Origin of the sequence: Paenibacillus sp. B-A-8 (assembly GCF_048572915.1) — a bacterium.
Lineage (GTDB): Bacteria > Bacillota > Bacilli > Paenibacillales > Paenibacillaceae > Paenibacillus_AQ.
On sequence record NZ_CP183882.1, the window covers coordinates 4,856,338 to 4,874,658 of the forward strand.

Genomic DNA, 18,321 nt, shown 5'->3' on the forward strand with positions numbered 1-18,321 from the left:
GACGCTTACGCTTACGGAAGTTTCCACATAGCCTACACGCAGACTGTTTCCCATCGCGGGCACGCTTATCTGGGCTAAACTCCGTCAATGCCTTCTCCTTACCACAGGCGCTACAAGTCTTTTCTCCGATAATGCACATCTCCCTTCTCTCTACTCGTGAGACATTAAACACCCACATAAAAAGGAGCCCGCACAATAGCCGGACTCCCCTTTTCGCTTAATCGCTCTTAATGCCCATCGATGCTAATCGGCTGACTGCGCGCGCTTTTTCATCATAATACATACCGATATCTGCCTTATCTGTCAGCGTCACATTCTCCGCCCCCATATCAATGTTATTCGTAATATAAGTCGGGGCTGCCGGAGATTGCGCAACCATCCGCGGATTTGATACGGCGTCCCATAACGTAGCTTGCATTGCGGCGGTCAACACCATTTCGCCTCCGTGTACTATCGTAGGAACCGCCTCACCTACCGCGCCTTGGACGATGCCCCCGACCTTAAACGCCTGCAGTTTACCGGTATCTACGCCTATTCCGTACAGATCGCGAATCGCTTGATTCTCCGTTTGCAAACGCGACATCTCCGTTGTATTACCGGACTTCTTCGCCACGTCATATGCGTCCTTATTCGAGTTGTAGCGCGCCAAATCTGCTGCCTTCTTCGACTCCGCATTGATCTGCGTTATTGACGCCATCTTCGCGCGATATTGCGTAAGAAAGCCGTCAAGCTCCGTAAGGATCGCAGTATTCGCGGAACCACTTGCGCTAACACGATACGCCGCGATTCCGTCCTCTATCGATTTGATGTCGCCTGAGTACGCATCAAATGCCGCCGTTAATACGCTGTATTGCGCTTCGGCTGCGGTCTTCTCCGCTTCGTACGCTTTCGTCTGCGCATCCTTTTCGTCCTTAAGCGCATCTTGCTGATCCGCGAGCGTACGGTCAGTTAATTCGCGGTCGTGTTCGAGTTGCATGCGCGCGATCTCTTTAAGCAGCGCGTCACGTTCCGCTATTCCTTCCGGACCGACTGCGCTCGATAACTCCGCTAAGCGCGATTGCTTCTCCGCTAATTGCGTCGCGTAATCGGCGTCAACATTAAGCTCTTTGTTGGCGTCACGTAAGCGCTGAATAGCGTCAATCCGCGCGTCATAATCGTCGAGTGCCGCTTGCTTACGCTCTTCAATCGCTTTAATCTCCGCATCCTTCGCGTCCTTAATTGCGGCTTTCTGCGTCTTAACGAGATCGGTCGCGAGATCCTGCGTCAGCTTCGTTAGTGACTTGCGGAGGTTATAGAGTTGTTCGTCCGCCTGCGCGTAATACTCCGAATCCTTGGCGTAGCGATCCCGTACGCGAGTCCACGCGTCGATCTTCATTTGCGCGATCTCTGTCTCCGATTTACCCGCGTCAGACATGCGGCGTTCCTCTGCGCTAATCCACTTCGACGATGCGTTGTACTGCGCGCGCGCCTCCGCTTCGGTTGCGGTGGCTACGTTCTTGCGCGATTGGCGGACTTGATCGTCGGCGGCAATATACTCTGCGCTGTCCTTGGCGTAACGATTACGTAATCGCGTCCAGCTTGCGAGTTTCATTTCCGCTATCTTTAGCTCCGACTTACCGCTGTCTTCCATCCGTTTCGACTCCGCATCAATCCACGTAACCGAAAAGTCATAGCGTGATTGGGCGCTGTCTTCGCCGAGCCGCTTAAGCTGTAGCGCTAGTGTGCGCGCATCATCTACGGATTCCTTTAAAAAGGTAGCGTGCTTCTTGCGCAATTCTTCGTATTTCTTAATCTGCGCATCAGCCGTCATATCGTAAAAGTCCGCTTGAAACTGGACGGTTTTCATATCGGCATCATACGCTGCTTTACGCGCTTCGGCGGCGAGTTCGGCGGCTGTTTTACCGGTCTTCTCCTTCTTAGCTTTCGGCGCGTCCTCTGGAATAATATCCTTAGTAAACGCCTGCGCTCCGGATTCAACTTCCGCCGCTAACTTTTCCATCTCGCGTGCTGCGTCCGAATACTTCTGCTGTTGTGCGAGAGCTAAGTCCCGCCCCTTCTTCGCATCCTCCGAAACTTTATTCGTCAGGTAGTCGTTGTTTACGATATCCATAACGTTCGGCGTCTTACCGTTCATTCGCGATTCGCCTTGCGCTACAGACTCCGCAAATGTCTCCGCCTTTGCTCCGGATACTTTCGCCATAGCTTCGATCAGCAGCGTATAGTTCTTAATCTGCGTCTTAACCGATTCCTCTTGCGCCTTATTTTCCTTCGCGAAGTTTCGAATACGTTGCGCAGCTTGATCGGCGGCGAGATCCGTAAATTTTCGATCTGCGGCGATTTGGTCGATAATCACGTCGATATTATCCGCACGAATACGGCCATCTTCGCCTTGGCGCGCGTTTAACTCCGGATACTGTTCGATCAACTTTTCCGTTATATCAACGAGGCGTCCTTTTTGCGTAGCGTCCAGCGTTTGAGAACCGGATAACTCCTTAAACTGCGTCGCCAATGCGCTCATTTGTACGAGCGTTGCCTTCTTCGTTGCTAGTGCGGAATACTCCGCTTTATCCTGCGAGGATATTGAGTCCACCGAATACTTGAGCGCTTTGTTCATCTCTTCGAGTTTAGACGTTGCGGCCTCAACGCCGTCAAATCCCATATTGCGCAGCTTATCGTCCATCTCACCGAGCGCTTCGTTAATGTCCATCGCTTCCGACATCATCGCCGGATTTCCTAACCCTTGTTCGCCCGCCGCTTGTATTTCATTAAGCCGCTTTTCCATAGTTGCGCGTTCGTTAAGGGCTTCCGTAAGATCCTTCGTTTTGGCGGTTAGCGTCTCGATATCTGCGGCCGATTGGTCGACTGGCGCTTTATCGAGTAGTGCGTTAAGTTCCTTCTGTGCTTTAAGCATGTCCTGTGTAGCTCTTGCGTCTTCTCCCTTTTTCGCAACCAACGCACCTATTCCGCCCGCCAATGCTCCGATAGCAACGATCGCCAATCCGACTGGTCCTGCAGAAGCTCCTAGCGCGACTATGCCCGCTTTAATAAGCGCCAATGCTGGAGGAACTGTAGCTAATACGGTAACAAACGCAAGCATACCGGCGGTTCCCGTTGCAAGTCCAGCTACGAGCGCTTTATGTTCCGTTACAAAGTCCGCGAGTGCGATTATCGTAGGAGTCAGCGACTCAAGCGTTTTTTGCACAACGGGAGTAAACGACTCGCCGAGTGCGACGCGCGCTTCATTCGTAGCTTGAGCGAAACGGTTCTGCGTACCGGTGAATCCCTGCATCGCCTCGTCTGCGTTTCCGGTAAATATCGCACCCTCACGCATAAATCCGTAGTACGCCGCTTGAATCTTTTCAGCATCCGTTAATCTACCGGCTGTTGTTCCGATTGATGCCGCGTATTCCTTTTGCATAACAGATAGGTTCTTCGTTACACCGACCGCATCGGACAGTACGGAGTTACCGTTTTTGATACCGTCGAGGGACGCTTGGATAGCGCCGCCCATCGTATAAAAGGACTGGCGGTTATATGCGGCTGAGTCCGCGAGTGAATTGATTAGCTTCGTAGACTCTTCGAGATCAAGTCCAGTTGACATCGCAGTCTTAAACGCCAGCACCGATTCAGTGAGCGTTAAAAAACCGCGCTTGGCTAAATCCTGCGCGGCTTGTTGTGCGTCTCCCGTTTGGATACCGAAGCCTTTCGCAACGGCGTTAAGTCCCTGGAACGCGTTATACAATTTTGTACTCTCCGCGACGACCGATTGCATCTCGCGTACAAGTTTCGTCAAAGCTGCGCCAGCACCTAGCCCAGCAAGCGCGGAGCCTAAGTTCCGCATGCCGTCCGCACCGCGTCTGCTTTGATCTTCGAGTTCCTGTATCCGCCGCCTCGCTTCGTCTAAGTTACGCCGAAACTCCGCTATATCAAGCGTAATCCGCGCCTGAATTTCACCTACGTTTGTACCGCCCGTACTCATCTTAGCGCCCTCCTTACTGCATCCGCGATAAACTGTTTGTATATCCGTTCATTCGTTCGGAGTGGTCGCGATAAGAACTTCGGACGAGTGCCGGGCGTTGTCGGATTCTTATACTCGCCCATCTCGTGTACACGTAGCGCATAATTAAAGCGCGCACCAGAGGAACCCGTTTCCGTTGCGGAGTAAAATACCTCACCGTATATCCGTCCGTCCCTATTTACGACTTCCTTACCGGCTGTCATCCGCAATGTGCCAGTATCTAACGGAGCCTCATTACGCGATGCCGCGAGTAGGTGATCGGTAGCGTCATGTAATCCGATAGTCGCTCCGTCGAGTACTCTCGTTTTCTGACGCTCTAAAAACTGACGTAGCGCCGCCGTTTCCATACGAAAATCCATACGTCCGTCACCCCCTCCCCGCGCTCATCTGATCTTTCAGTAGTTTAAATCCGGCCTCATCAAATACCGGCTTACTCTGCGTTGCGAATCCGGCTTCACGTTGCAGCCCCGTTGTAAACTTGCGGTAATCCTCTACGTTAGTCGTGTGCGACATGACGTTAACGTTTAGCGCGTCAAGTGTTTCGCCAGCTTTACGCCGCTTGTCCGCATCCAATACGTCGAGTAAATCCATAACGTAATAACCGCGTTCGAACTCGACCTGCGTTTTACCGAGGCGGACGGCTGCGTCTATGAAAAACTCATCTATCGTTACTCGGCGCTCGCTTCCGCTGTCCCCGTTTGTAGGTTCGCTAGTTGCAGAGCGCCTTGCACGTTTTTTAAGAGACCACCGAAGTTATTAACGCGCGCAACGGCTGTAAAATACGCCATCAATTCGTCAGGCGCTACGTTTGCCTCGATCCATTCTGGCTCAAATCCGGTCAAAACGCTGACTACTTGAACGACGTCATTTAGCGCGTGCTCGATAAACGCGAATAAGTATGCTGCGCGGTTTTCGGCTGGCGCTGACATAACGCCCATAATCAATTCCGGCAGCATATTAACAGCGGCAAATAATTCGCGCCATTGACCGACCGGAACCTTCCGCACCTTTACTGTTCTATCTCCGAGCTTGATTACGTTTGGGTCAATTACGATCTCTTCTGGCGCGGCTGTTTCCGCTTTATCTGAACGCTTAAAAATAGGCATTATATTCGCTCCTTATAAAGAAATAGAGGCGCAATTAAGCGCCCCTTTCAACGTAAGTATTCGTTTAAACTGCGGTAATAAGATCGTCGCCGAGAATAAGGACTACGCCATCTTCATCCGGGGTTGACCGGAGAGTAACATTCGTGATGCGTTCATTTTCGTTGTTATACGAGTAAGAAATATCCGTCTCACTATACGCTAGTGGTAGTGTTGTCCAGAAATCCGGATCGTTTTTGTGCGCGAGAGGTTTAATAACTGCGATCTTGGCAGTGCTAAGTAGGCTTAATCCTACGCCAGTCTTGATTAACACCTTAGAGCCGCCCGTACCTGTAACGATCTCCGCACCCGTCATAATCTTCGGGACAATGTCAATTTGATACTCAGCAAACGGAATTTGCACGCTGACATTACGCCCCGTTATGCGCTTATCTACGACCGTCTCACCCGTCTGATCTGTCTTTTGCTCACGGTATGTTGTTTCCGTATTGAGCACAACGCCGCCGATCGTAGTTTCAAACGTGATCTTATCAGCGCCCGTACCGTACTCAACGATAGCCGGTCCTATTTCGATTTTTTTGAAATCTTGAGCCATTCGTTATTTCCCCCTTATTTTGAACGTACTAAAAAGAGCCGCCCGAAAACGGACAGCCCTGCGTTTATAACGATGTTGTTAGCGTAAAGTTAATAGAATATAGCGCTCGGTTATTCGCGTCAGGTCCGAGATACCAAGGCGCGCTCTGATCCGCCAGGCATATTACGACGCGCGTAGTTCCGATTATAAACTCCGCCTTTCCGTGTAGCGCTTCGAATATTGCGTTAGCCTTCGTTTCTGCCGTTGCGGATGACTTCGCGCGAATCACGACTTGAAATGACGGATAAGCAACGGATGACCATTCGCTCGGTGGTGGTCCGCCCGTTATCCGCGTATAAGCGCAATCGTCCGGATTAGCCGTTGTAAAATCGTTGCCGACTACGGTAAACCCCGGAACGATTAAGCGGATGGTTGCGTTAATATCTGCGACTGTTAAAAGCGCCATTATACGTCTACCTCCGTTATTAGCGGCTTCCCGTTGAGCGCCCGTTTTACGCTGATTGCGATTGGCGTGTACGTTGTCTCTGCTAATAGTTCGTTGGTGTACGTAAGGAGGTCGTCGAGCGATATGTCCGCGAGCTTATCGAAGTAAAACGTGCCGACGCTCACGACTTCCGCGCCGTGTTGATTGCGTACAAGTTTTACCGCCTCGCTAAAGCGACATTTCTGCGTGTAAGGAGTACCGTATTCCGGCTCGTTATAATCCGGATCATATCCAGTAAACGGCGTAATTGTGACCGTTTGCCTCAGCGGTATGAGCGCCATTACATCGTCACCCACTTCGCGGTCTTACGTCCGAGTTTAACGCCGCCATTTTCTGAGCTAATGAGTTCAAGCGCGATGTCCGGTATCCATGCGTCGAGGCCCGTTTTCGCCCAATCTTTAAACGTAAAATTCGCGACGCCTGTTAATCCGAAGCTCGCTACGCCTTGTTGCTGCAGCGCGTTCGTATCATTAAACGCGATCGCGAGTTCGTTCGCATATTCGTATACAGCCGCGTCTGGTATCGTATATTGAGCGTATTTGTTCGTCAGCGTCCGTCCTGCCACGTTAACTATCCGTAGTTTTTTGGCGTCGTCTGCGTCCGTCCAGTCGTCAATACTAATGCAGTTCACGTTGATATACGCTGTTGCGTCTTCTACCGAAACCATACGCCCACCTCCCATTATTTTGCGGAGGTATTCGCAGCCTTTCGCGGTTTAGGCGCTGGCTTAACGGGTTCCTCCGGGTCTTCTCGTTTTATCCACGTTGGGGCCAGCGAGTCTAACAACGCTATCTCCTCCGCGACTTCCGTTTCATATGTGCCGTCCGCGTTAAATTCAATTCCGCTAGCAACGGAGTATAATGGGCTTGCGCTGTACTTAGCCATTACTTCGCCTCCAACGCCACAATTCGCGCAGCCAATTCCGCGAGAATACCCTGTACATTGGTCGCGGTTCCTGGCCCGATCGCCGTTGCGGTTATCGTGTTCGCCGCGTGTACGTGGTTCCCGGCGGCCGCTGTTGCTGCGGTAACACCGAGTGCTAGTGAGGACGTCCCTGCGCCAATCGCTGTACGAGCGGCTGCTGCATCTACTGCTTTGATAACGTTACGTCCGACTGTAGTTGCATCTGTGATATTCGCAGCCGTTACAGTACTAGCGCCGCCTCCCGTACCTTCCTGCAAATCTTGGATGATATCGCCAAGTCCTAAGTCATTAGCTGCGGGGCTAACGAGGTTTAGGCGCTCTCTGTCGCGGTCTGATATTGCCACTATTCGTTCACCTCCGTAAGATTAAAGGGAGCCGAAGCTCCCCGCGTTATTAAGATACTGACGTAGAGATATTCTCAAGGATTGCGATTTTTTCAGCCGCATTTTTCACCGTTACGCCGTACTCTCCACGAATCTGACGCGCTACAAAGTCAGCTCCCGGAACGGTTGCATCCATGTCAAATAGACCGCGACCACTCAGCGGATTAATCGACAAGATATCACGGTCGAACAACGCGATCTTATTTTTCGGAAAGTTCGGATCGACGATGACAGTCGCAACGGAACCGCCTACGATATCGGACACGAACGTTTGAATCTTATGTCCAGTCGCAGTGTCGGTACGCTCCGTGCGGATAGTGTCCGAAGCGAATTTCGTAATCTGACGAGCACCTGCAGTATTAGTCAGAATCGTATTAACGGAACCACCGCGTTGGTACACTTTTTCAGCGAGATCGTTCAGCATCTTCGGGCTGATTTCGCCGCCGTTCGCGTTCTGTTTAGCTGCACCCTTCTTATCCGCGAAGTAAAGCAATCCGCCAGTTGTACGCGGAGTTCCTGCGCCTGCGTCAATACGACGGCCGTAAATCAACCAGTCATTTTGTTCACGTGCGATCTCTTTCAAGCGAAGCTGCACCTGGTAGTCGAGCTCGTTGGTAACGTTATAAGTGCGGACATTTTGCTGCGTACCAGAAACGGCAGCATAACGCTCGATAATCTGCGCGTAGTTGAAATCAACCAGACGGTCATGTCCTTCGTCAACGCCTGGTAGCGCCCCTTCAAGTTGCGGACGGGAAACGATGCGGATTTCTGCGCCATTAGCTACCGCTGCTGCGGTTGTTCCGTCATACCCACGTACTACCGTGATTACATCACCCACTACGGCTGTTACACGGAGATACTCTTCGCCGATAACTACGATTGCGTTGACGCGGAATTTCAGTCCATCGCCTTCCGCTACCGTAATCGAGGTTGCGCCGACTAACGCCGCTGCAGCCGCTGTAGCACGGTTAGAGTTCAGGTTATCCGACATCCATTCGTATTTCGTTTGGTATAGCGGAGTGGTGCCGATTCCGATAAGACCGAGCAACGTTGGAGCATCGTCGATAATAAGCGAAATACCTGCTTCAAGCTGACGTACCTGATCCTGAAAGTCATAAGATTTTAACATTAATGAGTTCCCCCTTGAGTTTGGTTAAAATAAAAAGGCCCGGAATTATCCGTAGCCTTGGCTTACTTCTTGTTTAGTTTGTTTGAGATTTCGATAACCTTTGAGAAGTCCTTCGCCTTTCGTGCTTCTGAGAGCTGCGCCTCAAGCGTCCTCCTCTCGTCCTCGTCCGGATTGCCTCCGCCACCGCCGCCGATAGGCTTCGGCTTTGTCTCCGCAACTAAGTATGGCTCCGCCGCTATAAGCGCCTCGACCGCTTCTTTTACGCCAACCGGATTACCTTCGTCATCAACGGATGCGGCGCCTAAGTCCGCCAGTTTCAATGCTGCCGCTAAACGGTCAGCCGGTACGTTCATCTCGCGCGCCAACGCCTTAAACTCCGCATTAATCAAACGTTTATTAGCGGTTGTAATTGCGGCGGCTCCGCGTTCCTCCGCTTCCTGCGCTTTTATGCGTGCGGCTTCGAGATCGGCAGTTAAGCGCTCCGCCTCCGTCAAGTCCGCTTTAGCACGTTCGGCTTCCGCCTGCTCTAGCGCAGTCAACTTCGTTTTCAATTCGTCGTAATCTGCGAATTTCTTGCGTTCTCGGTCGACTCGATCTGCAATAACGCGGTTTAACTCAGCCTGTTGCTCCGCGGTAAATTCGACTTTCGGCGGCTTACCGTCGCCCTCTTCGCCACCATTACCTCCGCCGTTATCAGCGTTATAGAAAGGCATAAAACCGTTAAATAGTTGTCTCATATCGTACCCTCCCGCGTTTTAGCGCCGCGTAGCGCATAGAGTGTCTGACCGTAAAGTTTATCACGTCTATTCACGTCTGGACGCGGAGCCTAGCGCTCCTATTAAGCTGCGAGTAGTTCCGGTGTTTGCGTAGTTACGGCGCATTCCGGAATTGACTTGCGGATGAGTTCGATAAGCTCGGCCGCTTCTGGACTCTTGCGCTTCCGATCGTAGTACGTCCGCACGAACTCAACGAATTTGTTAAACTTGCGGTCCATACGGATGCTTGCGTCTGTGTTTCTATACATGTAGAGGAGCCAACACAGTCCGTCCGAGATAGACGATGCGGTTAGAACAAAAACCGAACCAGTGCGTGATACCCGCACATTAATGCCCTGGCTTCGTAGCTGATCGCCCATTTTAGTGAGGAAATTCTCAGACGCTCCACAGAAAGACACTTGCAGATTATTTGTCAACCCTGTTGAAACACAACCATCGCCCTCAAATGCCCCTCTAATAAAATCCCACTGTAGGTGCGCGGGTAGTGATTCAGGGTATTCGCAATCAAATGTCTTTCCTCGTTTTGGTATCCCTAAAGATCGCAATGACCTAACCATAATAGGACTATACATGCGGACCTCACACTTTCCCGGATACTCATATAAGGGCCCGGAAAACTTCGCGTGTTTCTTAATCTTTTCCACTACATCTATATCTGCCGATTGGAGGCGAACTCCAACATACTTATCGCTAACGTGTCCGTCCGTTATAATCCACCCATACATCCATGCGGTGTTTCGCTCCCACTTGCAAAATACGTCTGCGTCTACTTCATAGTTGTTTATAGGTCCGGTCTCGCGCTTCCACCCTAACCTGCGTACAATACGACTAAAATTTGATAAGTCATACGGGTACTCTATCCGCTCGACGATTTCCCTGTAGGGTAGGCGCTCTTGGTACAGCATCTTCTCAAACTCTTCTCTCGTCACATAAAAGGAAAGATTAACGGAGTGCTTCGGAATTAACTGCCCCTTCGGCCCAGTTCCAGTGTTCCACTCAGGAAGCGACTTGTCTCCATACATCAATAGCACCAAACCCCTTCGGTTCGATTCCTTGGGTAAAGGCCGCGCAGAGCGTCAAGGTCACGCCTTTTCAGTGATCAGCCTATCGCGGCAAAAGAAAAACCGCCCTATTCGGCGGTCAGTAGTTTCGGATCGCGTATTGCAGTAACAGAATGTCGGCAATTTGGGTGAAAAATAGAGCCCCGCGGTAAGTCGCCGATATAACGGTAATTACCGGGCGCATCCGGCGTAAGTTTAACGATCATTCCCTCGTATCCGCGGCATTTATCGACTGCGTTATGCTTTGATATGACTCCGTAATAAGCACCGCGACCTACCGCTTCGTTAATCGTTGACTCGCGCTGTGTTGCCGCCATCTTCGTACGCGTTAGCATCTCAACATATTTTTCCGGTCGCCAGCGCCTTGAGGCCGCATCCACTATTCCGGTATCAATCGCGCTACCTAGCGTCTTCTTCATGCGCTGCAAAATATCGGCGTTAAGCGTACCATTACCGTTAATGCCTCGCGTCAAATTCGCACGCATCGAATCGGCGGTTACCTGGCGGATGACTTGCTTAACACGGCGGCTTACGTTATTTGTTACCGCGAGTAATTCCGCTTGAGTATCCGCAACGGCTGACGCTACAAACTCGCGATTGATCCGGTTAAACTTAACGATCTTCCGCGCCTCTTCTAACGTTTCCGCCGCGCCGAGCTGAACGATAGCGAGCGCAACGCCATCCGTAGCAGCTAACGGAATATAGCGGTCAACCCACGCGGCCGATTCCGTATTCAGCCCACGCAAAATAGCCGCAACCTCGGCGAGGGCGGCGCGTGAATTAGCGCGAGACATAGCGGATAAATCTAAGCGTGATAGTTCGTTGGATATCGCGAGGATGGCGGTTTTATACGTGCGGACTAGGAGATCGACGCTGTAATCGTATGTGGGCGCGATCATTCGTTAAATACCGTTGATTCGACGGTGCCGAGCGTCCGCGTTTCATCTTCGTCAATCTGCGTTATAATCTGCGCTGCTTGTGCGTCACTAATCGCGTCCATACGCTTAATCGCGGTTGCTACATCGATCGTAGCCTTTCCGCCGGTACGTATTTGCATCGTTTCGGCTTCCGCTTTGGCGTCCTTAGGGAGTCCGTCGCGCCATTCTATCGTCGGATAGACGGGTTCATACGGGATAAATCCGGTTACGTCCTTATTCGCGAAGTTTTCGAGTTGCATCGCGGTCCATATCGCGTCACGAATAGCGCGATCCATATGCGCCCGTATGCGCTCGACCTTTTTGAGTATCGGCATCATACGCATACCGATCGAAGCTCCGTCCGTATGAGATGTACCCGTTCCGCCCTTATCCGCCGTAATCGTCGTACCGAAAAGCCACTGCGGTGTCTCCGCCATCAAGAAGACGAGACCGAGTAGGTAGTCTAGCTCCCTAAACGCGCCTTCGAGTTGTGAGTTCCACACCATGTAGCCCGGCGTCGGATCATCTTTACTTAATGGGATGTATTTCCCTCCCCATCGTACTGACTGGCCGGATGAGTCCTCTACTCCATCTATTTCCGGACCGTACGCCGTTGGGTCCGAGTGTCTAAAGAGGATGTAATCCACTTGAACTAGCCGGTCATTTATCGCAGCTAAGACGCTCTCCATCTTGCTTACTGCGCTTTCCCCGCGCCATGAATCGTCCGTAGTTTTATAAGGCGCATGGTGTACGAGTAGTTGCGGCGTTCCCGTTTCTATAACGTCTGACTCGCGGCCGGTAGCGACTTGATCTCCGATCGTATACGTCGATATAGGTACGCCCCATTCCGCGTTAACGCTCTTTTCGCTTAGACGGTAGCGTTCGTACGTTATATATCCGGGAACATGGCGCTCGATCACGAGATAAGGTACGTATGATGCCGTGTTTCCCGTAATCCAGCGGATAACTCTTCCGCCGGGCTCCTCGACCCAATCAATCCACGCGATGTTTATCGCCTTAAACTTCTTACGCGAGCCTGTTGTTAACTCCGGAAATACTAAGTTAGCCGGAACGTTCTCGATAATCGGCTCTAACGGTGCTTCTGGCGCCGGCAACCCAAGCGCTTCTGTTTCGGAGAAGTCTGCTCGCTGCGCGTAATACGTTTTGAACCACGCATCTCCCCGATAACCTGCTCCGATAGTAGATTCGTATATTAACCGGTTAACGTCGTTCTCTTCCGTGATCGAGTCGAGGCGTTCCTGTTCGCGCGAATCCTTACCTTTTCCGCTATCGTACGTAGGCGGTTCGCCAATAAGTAAATCAGCCGGCTTCGTCATAAGCACGTCGACAACATTAACCGCAATAAACAACGTTTCAAGCTGCGGAGCGAATGGAGTTTCCTTTAGTAGCGAAGACGCGCGATCATATATCTCGGCGTGTCGCCCTTCGTAAATACGTTGACCGCGCTTATATTCTGCGAGACGCGGAATATCTTTTTCCGGTGGAAACTGCTCTCCGGTATAGAAAATCTTCGTCAAATTACGCCCTCCTTTCGTTTACATCCATTTCGGCTTATTTTGAAGTCTCCGTTTAGCCTTCGAGACATTCTCGACCGACATAGACAATGCGTCCGCGGAGTCTACATAATCCCCGTGAGGGTATTGCGATAACTGGTCGATAAGCATTGTATGACCGGCGTTTATTATCAACGTTTTATTGTGGAATAGCGGTTCCAGCGCTTCTATCCGTTCTTCTTTTCCGGTCTTATGCGCCTTTACATCGTTCAGCCGTGTACGAGATAGCCCTTCGAAACGTAAACGTTCCTGTAGCTGCCGATAAAATTCGTGTTGCGCGTTAATCGTCTCTACGCTAAATACATCGTGCTTATATTCGCGGATACGTTCGATAATCACGTCGAGTATCTTATGCGGTTGCTCTTTCGTCGCATATTCGTCGAGTACAAAGATATATCCGGTCTTATCGTGGCGTCCAACGGTCAGCACCGCGTTATAACAAGATCGCGCGTTCTTCCCTTGCGCTATGTCCCAAGCGCCGCTTATCGTTAGCTCCGAAAGTGGTATGCGTAAATCTCCGTATCGAATGAAGCGCCGATTATGTTCGTATTCATAGCGGTAATATCCGTATTGATCCGGGAAGAAAAACTGCTCGTCCTCACTGAACGCAAGGTTACGAAACTCCGAGTTATATGCGCGTGTTCCCATATTGACTTTTTCGTGCATTAGCGCGCGATAAGTCCAACGCCAAGGCCACGCCAAAATAACGCCAGCTTCAAGTTCGGCGCGATGTTCTTTATAGAAATCGTCGGCGTCCGTTGAAGCATCGTCAGAACGCGCGTATATTTCGCAATACTGCTCCCATAGTTGCGGACTGTCCGGCTCGTTTACTACCGCGCCATGAAACGATGATTCGAAGTCCTTCCGCTTGAGTACGTGATTCAAAAGGCCGGTCGCGCTAACCATCGTACCGACGAGTATAATCGCGGTCGACTTCGATCCGATCGGGACCACAACGGAGTTAAACCAATGTACAAGTTTCTCCCGCGCTTCCTTCGTGCCTTCGTTGTTTATGGACGATGGATCATCGACGATAACGAGATCCGGCCGCTTGGATCCGTGACGCATGCCCCGTAGTTGCTTGCCGGAGGATGACGCTTCGATGCGAGTGCCTGACGTTGTAATAAACGCCTCTTCGTTATCTTTTTCGTTTTGGTTATTGCGCTCATGCAGCAACGGTCCGAAGTCCGCGCGTAGTTTCTCGTTATATTTAAGCTGCTTATTGATCCAGCCGATGAGCTTTTTCGATAACGCGTCAGTCTCGGATATCTCCAATATATAGCGCCGTTTTCGATACGCCGTTTGATGCAACGGAAACGCGTTAGAAAACATACCGGACTTCGAGTGTCCCCGCGCAGCCGCTATCGCAAGCCTGGCGCTTCTATTTACGTGGTCAACGTGATTGCATAACGTAAAAAACTCCGTATGGATCGGCGCTATTTGTTCTAGCGGATCATGCGGAGTTCCGTCGTCGGCGTGCGCTATAATGTTGTCTTCGTTATCCGGATTGCCGGCGTCGGACAAGTATTCGTACGTGAAGTACGCAACGTCATCCTCTGCGCGTTCAATCCGCCTGAGCCTGCGTAATTCAGCGATATCCGCGCGTAATGATTCTTCGTGATACGTTGTCGCGCGGCCTGTCCGTACGAGTTCGCGTAGTTTAACCGCGCGCTCACCTACGAGTTTGATGCGTTCGGCACGCGCTTGCTTACCGTACCATTCTCCGTTTATCCAAGCGATGCGAACGCACCTCCTCCGTTATTTTTCCTCCGCTAATAGTCCGTCCAGCTCGTCTATTTCCGCCGCCAATTCGTCATTACTGCGTGCGGATCCGGCATCCTTCGTTTCAACCGCGACCTGCTGCGTAATGAGCCCGAATCTGCGGAAGAATAAGTCGATCGCTTTAATACTCGGCTGGCTTCCGTCAATCGCGCGCATTAGCTGGCGGTACACTTTCGCCCGGTCAGCGGATAAGAAGTCGTCCGCGAGGTAATTTACGTAATCAATAAAGGCGCGCTTCTGCGTACGCCATTGGTGTAGCGTCTTACGAGATACGCCGATTTCTTCCGCGAGGGTATCGAATGTTAAGCGGTCTTCCTCCGCAGCAAATTCGCGTTCGACGCACATTAGCGCGGCTTTAATTTGGCGGCCGTCGAGTTGCGATTCAAGCGCGGCCTTTCGTTTATCGGACATTGCGATTCCTCCTTCGTTTATTAGCGTGATCTAAGCGTGAAATTACCGTCTTCCGTACGTGGGAATACGAATAGTCCCGAAACGTACGAAACGCGCTAATTTGACGGTGAATCTACGGGAATATTGCGTGCTATACGTGCGACCGTCCGAGATTTAAAAATATTGCGCAAATTTTATACGGGTCGAGGTTAAAAATCTGCTAGCAAATTCATAACAGCAGACGCAGGCCTGTCCGCATGGGACGTTGGGGGTCCCGCCTAAATATGCCATCGACACGCGTTTCGACCGTTCCAAATACGAGTGTTTATGCAACGTAAAGAAACACGCCTGTATAGCGTGCCATTAAGCACTATAATCGTTCCAATTCCGGTATCAATAACTACGTTGCATTGTCGTACGTGTTTATGATACGATGGTAACAAATGGAACGGAGGCGATTCGTTATGAAGATCGGATACGCGCGGATATCAACCGCTGACCAATCGTTAAACTTACAGTTAGACGCGCTCAATGCGGAAGGCTGCGACCGCATATATACGGAAGTAGCGTCAGGCGCGAAGGACGACCGCGCTGAGCTAGCGAAGGCACTCGATAACCTGCGTCCTGGTGACGTGCTCGTCGTATATAAGCTCGATCGCCTAGCGCGTTCAACGCTTAAGCTTATCTCTACACTTAACGAGATCACCGCTAAAGGCGCCGAGTTCGTCAGCCTATCGGATAAGATCGATACGACAACCGCTGCAGGTAAAGCGCTATTCGGAATGCTCGCGGTATTCGCCGAGTTCGAGCGTAATGTAATCGTCGAACGTACTCGCGCAGGCTTAGCCGCTAGCCGAGCGCGTGGCCGTAACGGTGGACGCCCGAAGACGGACGGGCGCAAGGTAGCGCAAGCCGTTAAGCTATACGATACCAAGGCGCATACAGTAGCGGAGATAACCGCGCTTACTGGCGTGACTAAGGCGACGCTGTACCGTGCGTTAAAGGAACGTCCGACCCCGTGAGATTTCGGAGGGCTTCCGGCCGGAGGCGACCAACAAGCGTAATCGGCGCTATCCTCCGTAACCTCCGCCACCATTCGGAACCCTTACGCAATCCTCCGCCAATCGCGTTCCTTCTATATAATGCGCAAGTATAAACGCTATACTTAATGACACGTTACACGTCCGTCTGTTCTACGCTTGTTATTAGCGCGTATTAGCGGTCGTGTACGCTACCCTAACGTTTATACCTCCGTACTATATAAGTGCCTAAATAAGCGCTACTCATACGCTCAGGCAAGGCGTACAAATAGCGCTCGTTATACGTTAATACATATCGTACTTACCTGCGATAGGAACCGTAGATGTATACGGTTCTATACGTCCATCTGCGCATGTTATCTCCGGTCTATACGGAATCCAAGGCGCAAGTGGAACGTGTTTCTTAGCGCTATCCTGTCCGCTAATTAAACGCATATACTCCGCTATTTCCTGCGCTGTTCCTTCGACAGTTACTCCGTTAATTATCGCTTTCATATACGTTATCCCTCCGTTACTCTTACCGTAATAACACGCATAAAAGGACGCGTAAGTGTAATCGTAACCTCAGCGTTAGTACTCGTATCAACTACGCTACCTTCCGCATCCTTAACGCATAAACTTGCGCTTCCTATTCCGAGTATCCGCGCTTTACTCAACGCTATCCCTCCGCTCACTGTGCGTTCGCTACCGCTTAACTGCGCTTAGTATCCGCGTTATTCTATGGGTTGGACTACATGAGATACTTCGATGAGTAAGCTTCCTGTATCTATCAGACAAAGGTTTGAGCTTAAGTGCCTGTTCAGCCAAAAGCAGGCTTCACACCTTGTCGCTGACGCGCCTTCGGAACCTGTTATTTAACTGCGCCCAAGCTTTTATTAAAGATCAGCGAGGTTAGATAATAGTTACACAAGGCACGATTTTAGCCGCAGTGTCGGAGTGTTCTTCTCCGTGCTTTTACACGTTTCTTATGCGTAAGCTTATAAGATAAGAGGAGCTCAAGCCCCAAAACGGCTGTAACCCGCGCCGCTCTAAGGCTTAAGCCACTTTTCAACTATGCAGTATTTGATACCCTTTTGGCCTTTCGATTGCAGTATTTGATACCCCCCTAGAAAGGAAGTTCAGAATCATCCCCGTCAAAAGCCGCCTCCATCGCGCGTTTATTCTGCGCAAACGCATAACGTACAACCTGCGTATGTTCATCGTCACACGCTTCCTTACGGTACATCACGTCAGGATTCATGCGGATGACCACCGCACCAAACGCCTCCGCCCGCATAATAAAACCGTGCTTACTCAACTCCCGCAATCCCCTGCGCGCTGTCTGCTCGTCCACGCCAACGATCCTGGCGAATGCCACCTGCGTAATATGATCCAACGCGTTCTCGTTCTGATCGTCCGGATTCGTACATAAGTAGAGCATCTTATAGTGGATATACGGTATCATGCAATATAAAAGGCCGGCCGCCTGGACCGTTAAGTCCCGCACGTCCGACCGCAATTTCGTCTGATAAACCTTCGTATAGCGCCCGTCATTCAGCGTACGTCCGATCGCGTGGTATTCCGGATTGACTCCGTATACCTTACGCTTGCCCTCGCGACTTTCCGTTAAGATGTCGCAGCCAACGAGCGTACTAATCAGCGTAGACGTCCAGCGCGCAGCCTTGCCGATCGCCTTCGCTATCTCTGCGGAACTCATCCGCGTACTACCGTAGTATAAGTCGCCTGCGTGATCCATCCGCATATACGGAAGCAACTTCATAACCGCGCCAAGCTCGCTGAGTCCGAGTAGTGACGTCAGCTTACGGACGGGCTCGTGATACGCCTGCACGTAATGGCGCTGATCACGTCCAATAGCGGCGGTCTTCTGCGCATAATCACGCTTGCGCTGGCGTTCTTCGACCGTTTCGTGTACGTAGCCATCAACCGGATAGCTCTCGCGGTATTGGCCGAGCGCTTCGTCGTAATAAACGTGGATGCCTGCGTTAGTCATTCGCGCTCACCCGCCTTCAATTGCGCACTCTCTAAGTCACGCAACGCCTGCGTAGCTTTCTTCGCCTCGCGCTGGATACTCTTCAAACCGCGGATTGTTTCCGCGATGTCGACTACGTTTACCTTAACGCTTAATTCGCCAATTGTTCCGGCCAT

At 51.2% G+C, this 18,321-nt stretch carries 21 protein-coding genes; 1 reads left to right on the plus strand and 20 read right to left on the minus strand.

Annotated features, from left to right (window positions below; all coding sequences use genetic code 11):
* Positions 1-217 precede the first annotated feature (217 nt).
* The 16 genes from ACN6MV_RS21915 to ACN6MV_RS21990 form a co-directional block, all read right to left on the minus strand.
* Positions 218-3,979 carry a hypothetical protein gene (locus ACN6MV_RS21915; protein ID WP_419884830.1) on the minus strand — a complete coding sequence of 1,254 codons (3,762 nt, stop codon included), beginning with the start codon at positions 3,977-3,979 and terminating at the stop codon, positions 218-220.
* Positions 3,976-4,377 (minus strand): hypothetical protein, encoded by a 402-nt coding sequence (locus ACN6MV_RS21920; protein WP_076315832.1) that lies wholly within the window; start codon positions 4,375-4,377, stop codon positions 3,976-3,978. Before ACN6MV_RS21920 ends, ACN6MV_RS21915 begins: the two co-directional genes overlap by 4 nt.
* 7 nt (positions 4,378-4,384) lie before the next feature.
* Positions 4,385-4,609 carry a hypothetical protein gene (locus tag ACN6MV_RS21925; RefSeq protein WP_076315831.1) on the minus strand — a complete coding sequence of 75 codons (225 nt, stop codon included), beginning with the start codon at positions 4,607-4,609 and terminating at the stop codon, positions 4,385-4,387.
* Positions 4,610-4,686: 77 nt separating this feature from the next.
* Positions 4,687-5,124: a hypothetical protein gene (locus tag ACN6MV_RS21930; protein ID WP_419884831.1), complete on the minus strand. Its 438-nt coding sequence runs from the start codon at positions 5,122-5,124 to the stop codon at positions 4,687-4,689.
* A gap of 64 nt (positions 5,125-5,188) precedes the next feature.
* Positions 5,189-5,716, minus strand: coding sequence for a hypothetical protein (locus ACN6MV_RS21935; RefSeq protein ID WP_076105275.1), 528 nt, complete (start codon positions 5,714-5,716; stop codon positions 5,189-5,191).
* A 64-nt stretch (positions 5,717-5,780) separates the two neighbouring features.
* Entirely contained in the window at positions 5,781-6,161 is a 381-nt protein-coding gene (locus tag ACN6MV_RS21940; RefSeq protein WP_419884832.1) for a minor capsid protein, read from the minus strand.
* A complete protein-coding gene (locus ACN6MV_RS21945; RefSeq protein ID WP_419884833.1) occupies positions 6,161-6,481 on the minus strand; it encodes a hypothetical protein in 321 nt (106 codons plus the stop codon). Before ACN6MV_RS21945 ends, ACN6MV_RS21940 begins: the two co-directional genes overlap by 1 nt.
* Positions 6,481-6,831 (minus strand): hypothetical protein, encoded by a 351-nt coding sequence (locus tag ACN6MV_RS21950; RefSeq protein WP_419884834.1) that lies wholly within the window; start codon positions 6,829-6,831, stop codon positions 6,481-6,483. Before ACN6MV_RS21950 ends, ACN6MV_RS21945 begins: the two co-directional genes overlap by 1 nt.
* A 253-nt stretch (positions 6,832-7,084) precedes the next feature.
* Positions 7,085-7,468 carry a hypothetical protein gene (locus ACN6MV_RS21955; protein WP_419884835.1) on the minus strand — a complete coding sequence of 128 codons (384 nt, stop codon included), beginning with the start codon at positions 7,466-7,468 and terminating at the stop codon, positions 7,085-7,087.
* A 49-nt stretch (positions 7,469-7,517) separates the two neighbouring features.
* Positions 7,518-8,636 carry an SU10 major capsid protein gene (locus ACN6MV_RS21960; RefSeq protein ID WP_341001371.1) on the minus strand — a complete coding sequence of 373 codons (1,119 nt, stop codon included), beginning with the start codon at positions 8,634-8,636 and terminating at the stop codon, positions 7,518-7,520.
* Positions 8,637-8,698: 62 nt separating this feature from the next.
* On the minus strand, positions 8,699-9,187 hold the full coding sequence (locus ACN6MV_RS21965; protein WP_419884836.1) for a hypothetical protein: 489 nt from the start codon (positions 9,185-9,187) through the stop codon (positions 8,699-8,701).
* Positions 9,188-9,474: 287 nt separating this feature from the next.
* Positions 9,475-10,437: a hypothetical protein gene (locus ACN6MV_RS21970; protein WP_419884837.1), complete on the minus strand. Its 963-nt coding sequence runs from the start codon at positions 10,435-10,437 to the stop codon at positions 9,475-9,477.
* A 104-nt stretch (positions 10,438-10,541) separates the two neighbouring features.
* Positions 10,542-11,372, minus strand: coding sequence for a phage minor capsid protein (locus ACN6MV_RS21975; protein ID WP_419884838.1), 831 nt, complete (start codon positions 11,370-11,372; stop codon positions 10,542-10,544).
* Entirely contained in the window at positions 11,369-12,928 is a 1,560-nt protein-coding gene (locus tag ACN6MV_RS21980) for a portal protein (RefSeq protein ID WP_419884839.1), read from the minus strand. The genes ACN6MV_RS21975 and ACN6MV_RS21980 overlap by 4 nt, the downstream gene beginning before the upstream one ends.
* Positions 12,929-12,946: 18 nt before the next feature.
* A complete protein-coding gene (gene terL, locus ACN6MV_RS21985; protein WP_419884840.1) occupies positions 12,947-14,239 on the minus strand; it encodes a phage terminase large subunit in 1,293 nt (430 codons plus the stop codon).
* 483 nt (positions 14,240-14,722) lie between these two features.
* Positions 14,723-15,157: a phBC6A51 family helix-turn-helix protein gene (locus ACN6MV_RS21990; RefSeq protein ID WP_419884841.1), complete on the minus strand. Its 435-nt coding sequence runs from the start codon at positions 15,155-15,157 to the stop codon at positions 14,723-14,725.
* 443 nt (positions 15,158-15,600) lie between these two features.
* On the opposite strand from ACN6MV_RS21990, the gene ACN6MV_RS21995 reads away from it, so the two are divergent.
* Positions 15,601-16,158, plus strand: coding sequence for a recombinase family protein (locus ACN6MV_RS21995; protein WP_419884842.1), 558 nt, complete (start codon positions 15,601-15,603; stop codon positions 16,156-16,158).
* Positions 16,159-16,461: 303 nt separating this feature from the next.
* Here the strand turns inward: ACN6MV_RS21995 and ACN6MV_RS22000 are convergent, their stop codons facing one another.
* The 4 genes from ACN6MV_RS22000 to ACN6MV_RS22015 all read right to left on the minus strand — a co-directional run bounded on the left by ACN6MV_RS22000 (position 16,462) and on the right by ACN6MV_RS22015 (position 18,321).
* Positions 16,462-16,671 (minus strand): hypothetical protein, encoded by a 210-nt coding sequence (locus ACN6MV_RS22000; RefSeq protein ID WP_419884843.1) that lies wholly within the window; start codon positions 16,669-16,671, stop codon positions 16,462-16,464.
* 5 nt (positions 16,672-16,676) lie between these two features.
* Positions 16,677-16,832: a hypothetical protein gene (locus tag ACN6MV_RS22005; protein WP_419884844.1), complete on the minus strand. Its 156-nt coding sequence runs from the start codon at positions 16,830-16,832 to the stop codon at positions 16,677-16,679.
* 449 nt (positions 16,833-17,281) lie between these two features.
* Complete coding sequence (locus tag ACN6MV_RS22010; protein WP_419884845.1) at positions 17,282-18,166, minus strand: hypothetical protein; 885 nt, start codon at positions 18,164-18,166, stop codon at positions 17,282-17,284.
* Positions 18,163-18,321: a hypothetical protein gene (locus ACN6MV_RS22015; protein ID WP_419884846.1), complete on the minus strand. Its 159-nt coding sequence runs from the start codon at positions 18,319-18,321 to the stop codon at positions 18,163-18,165. The genes ACN6MV_RS22010 and ACN6MV_RS22015 overlap by 4 nt, the downstream gene beginning before the upstream one ends.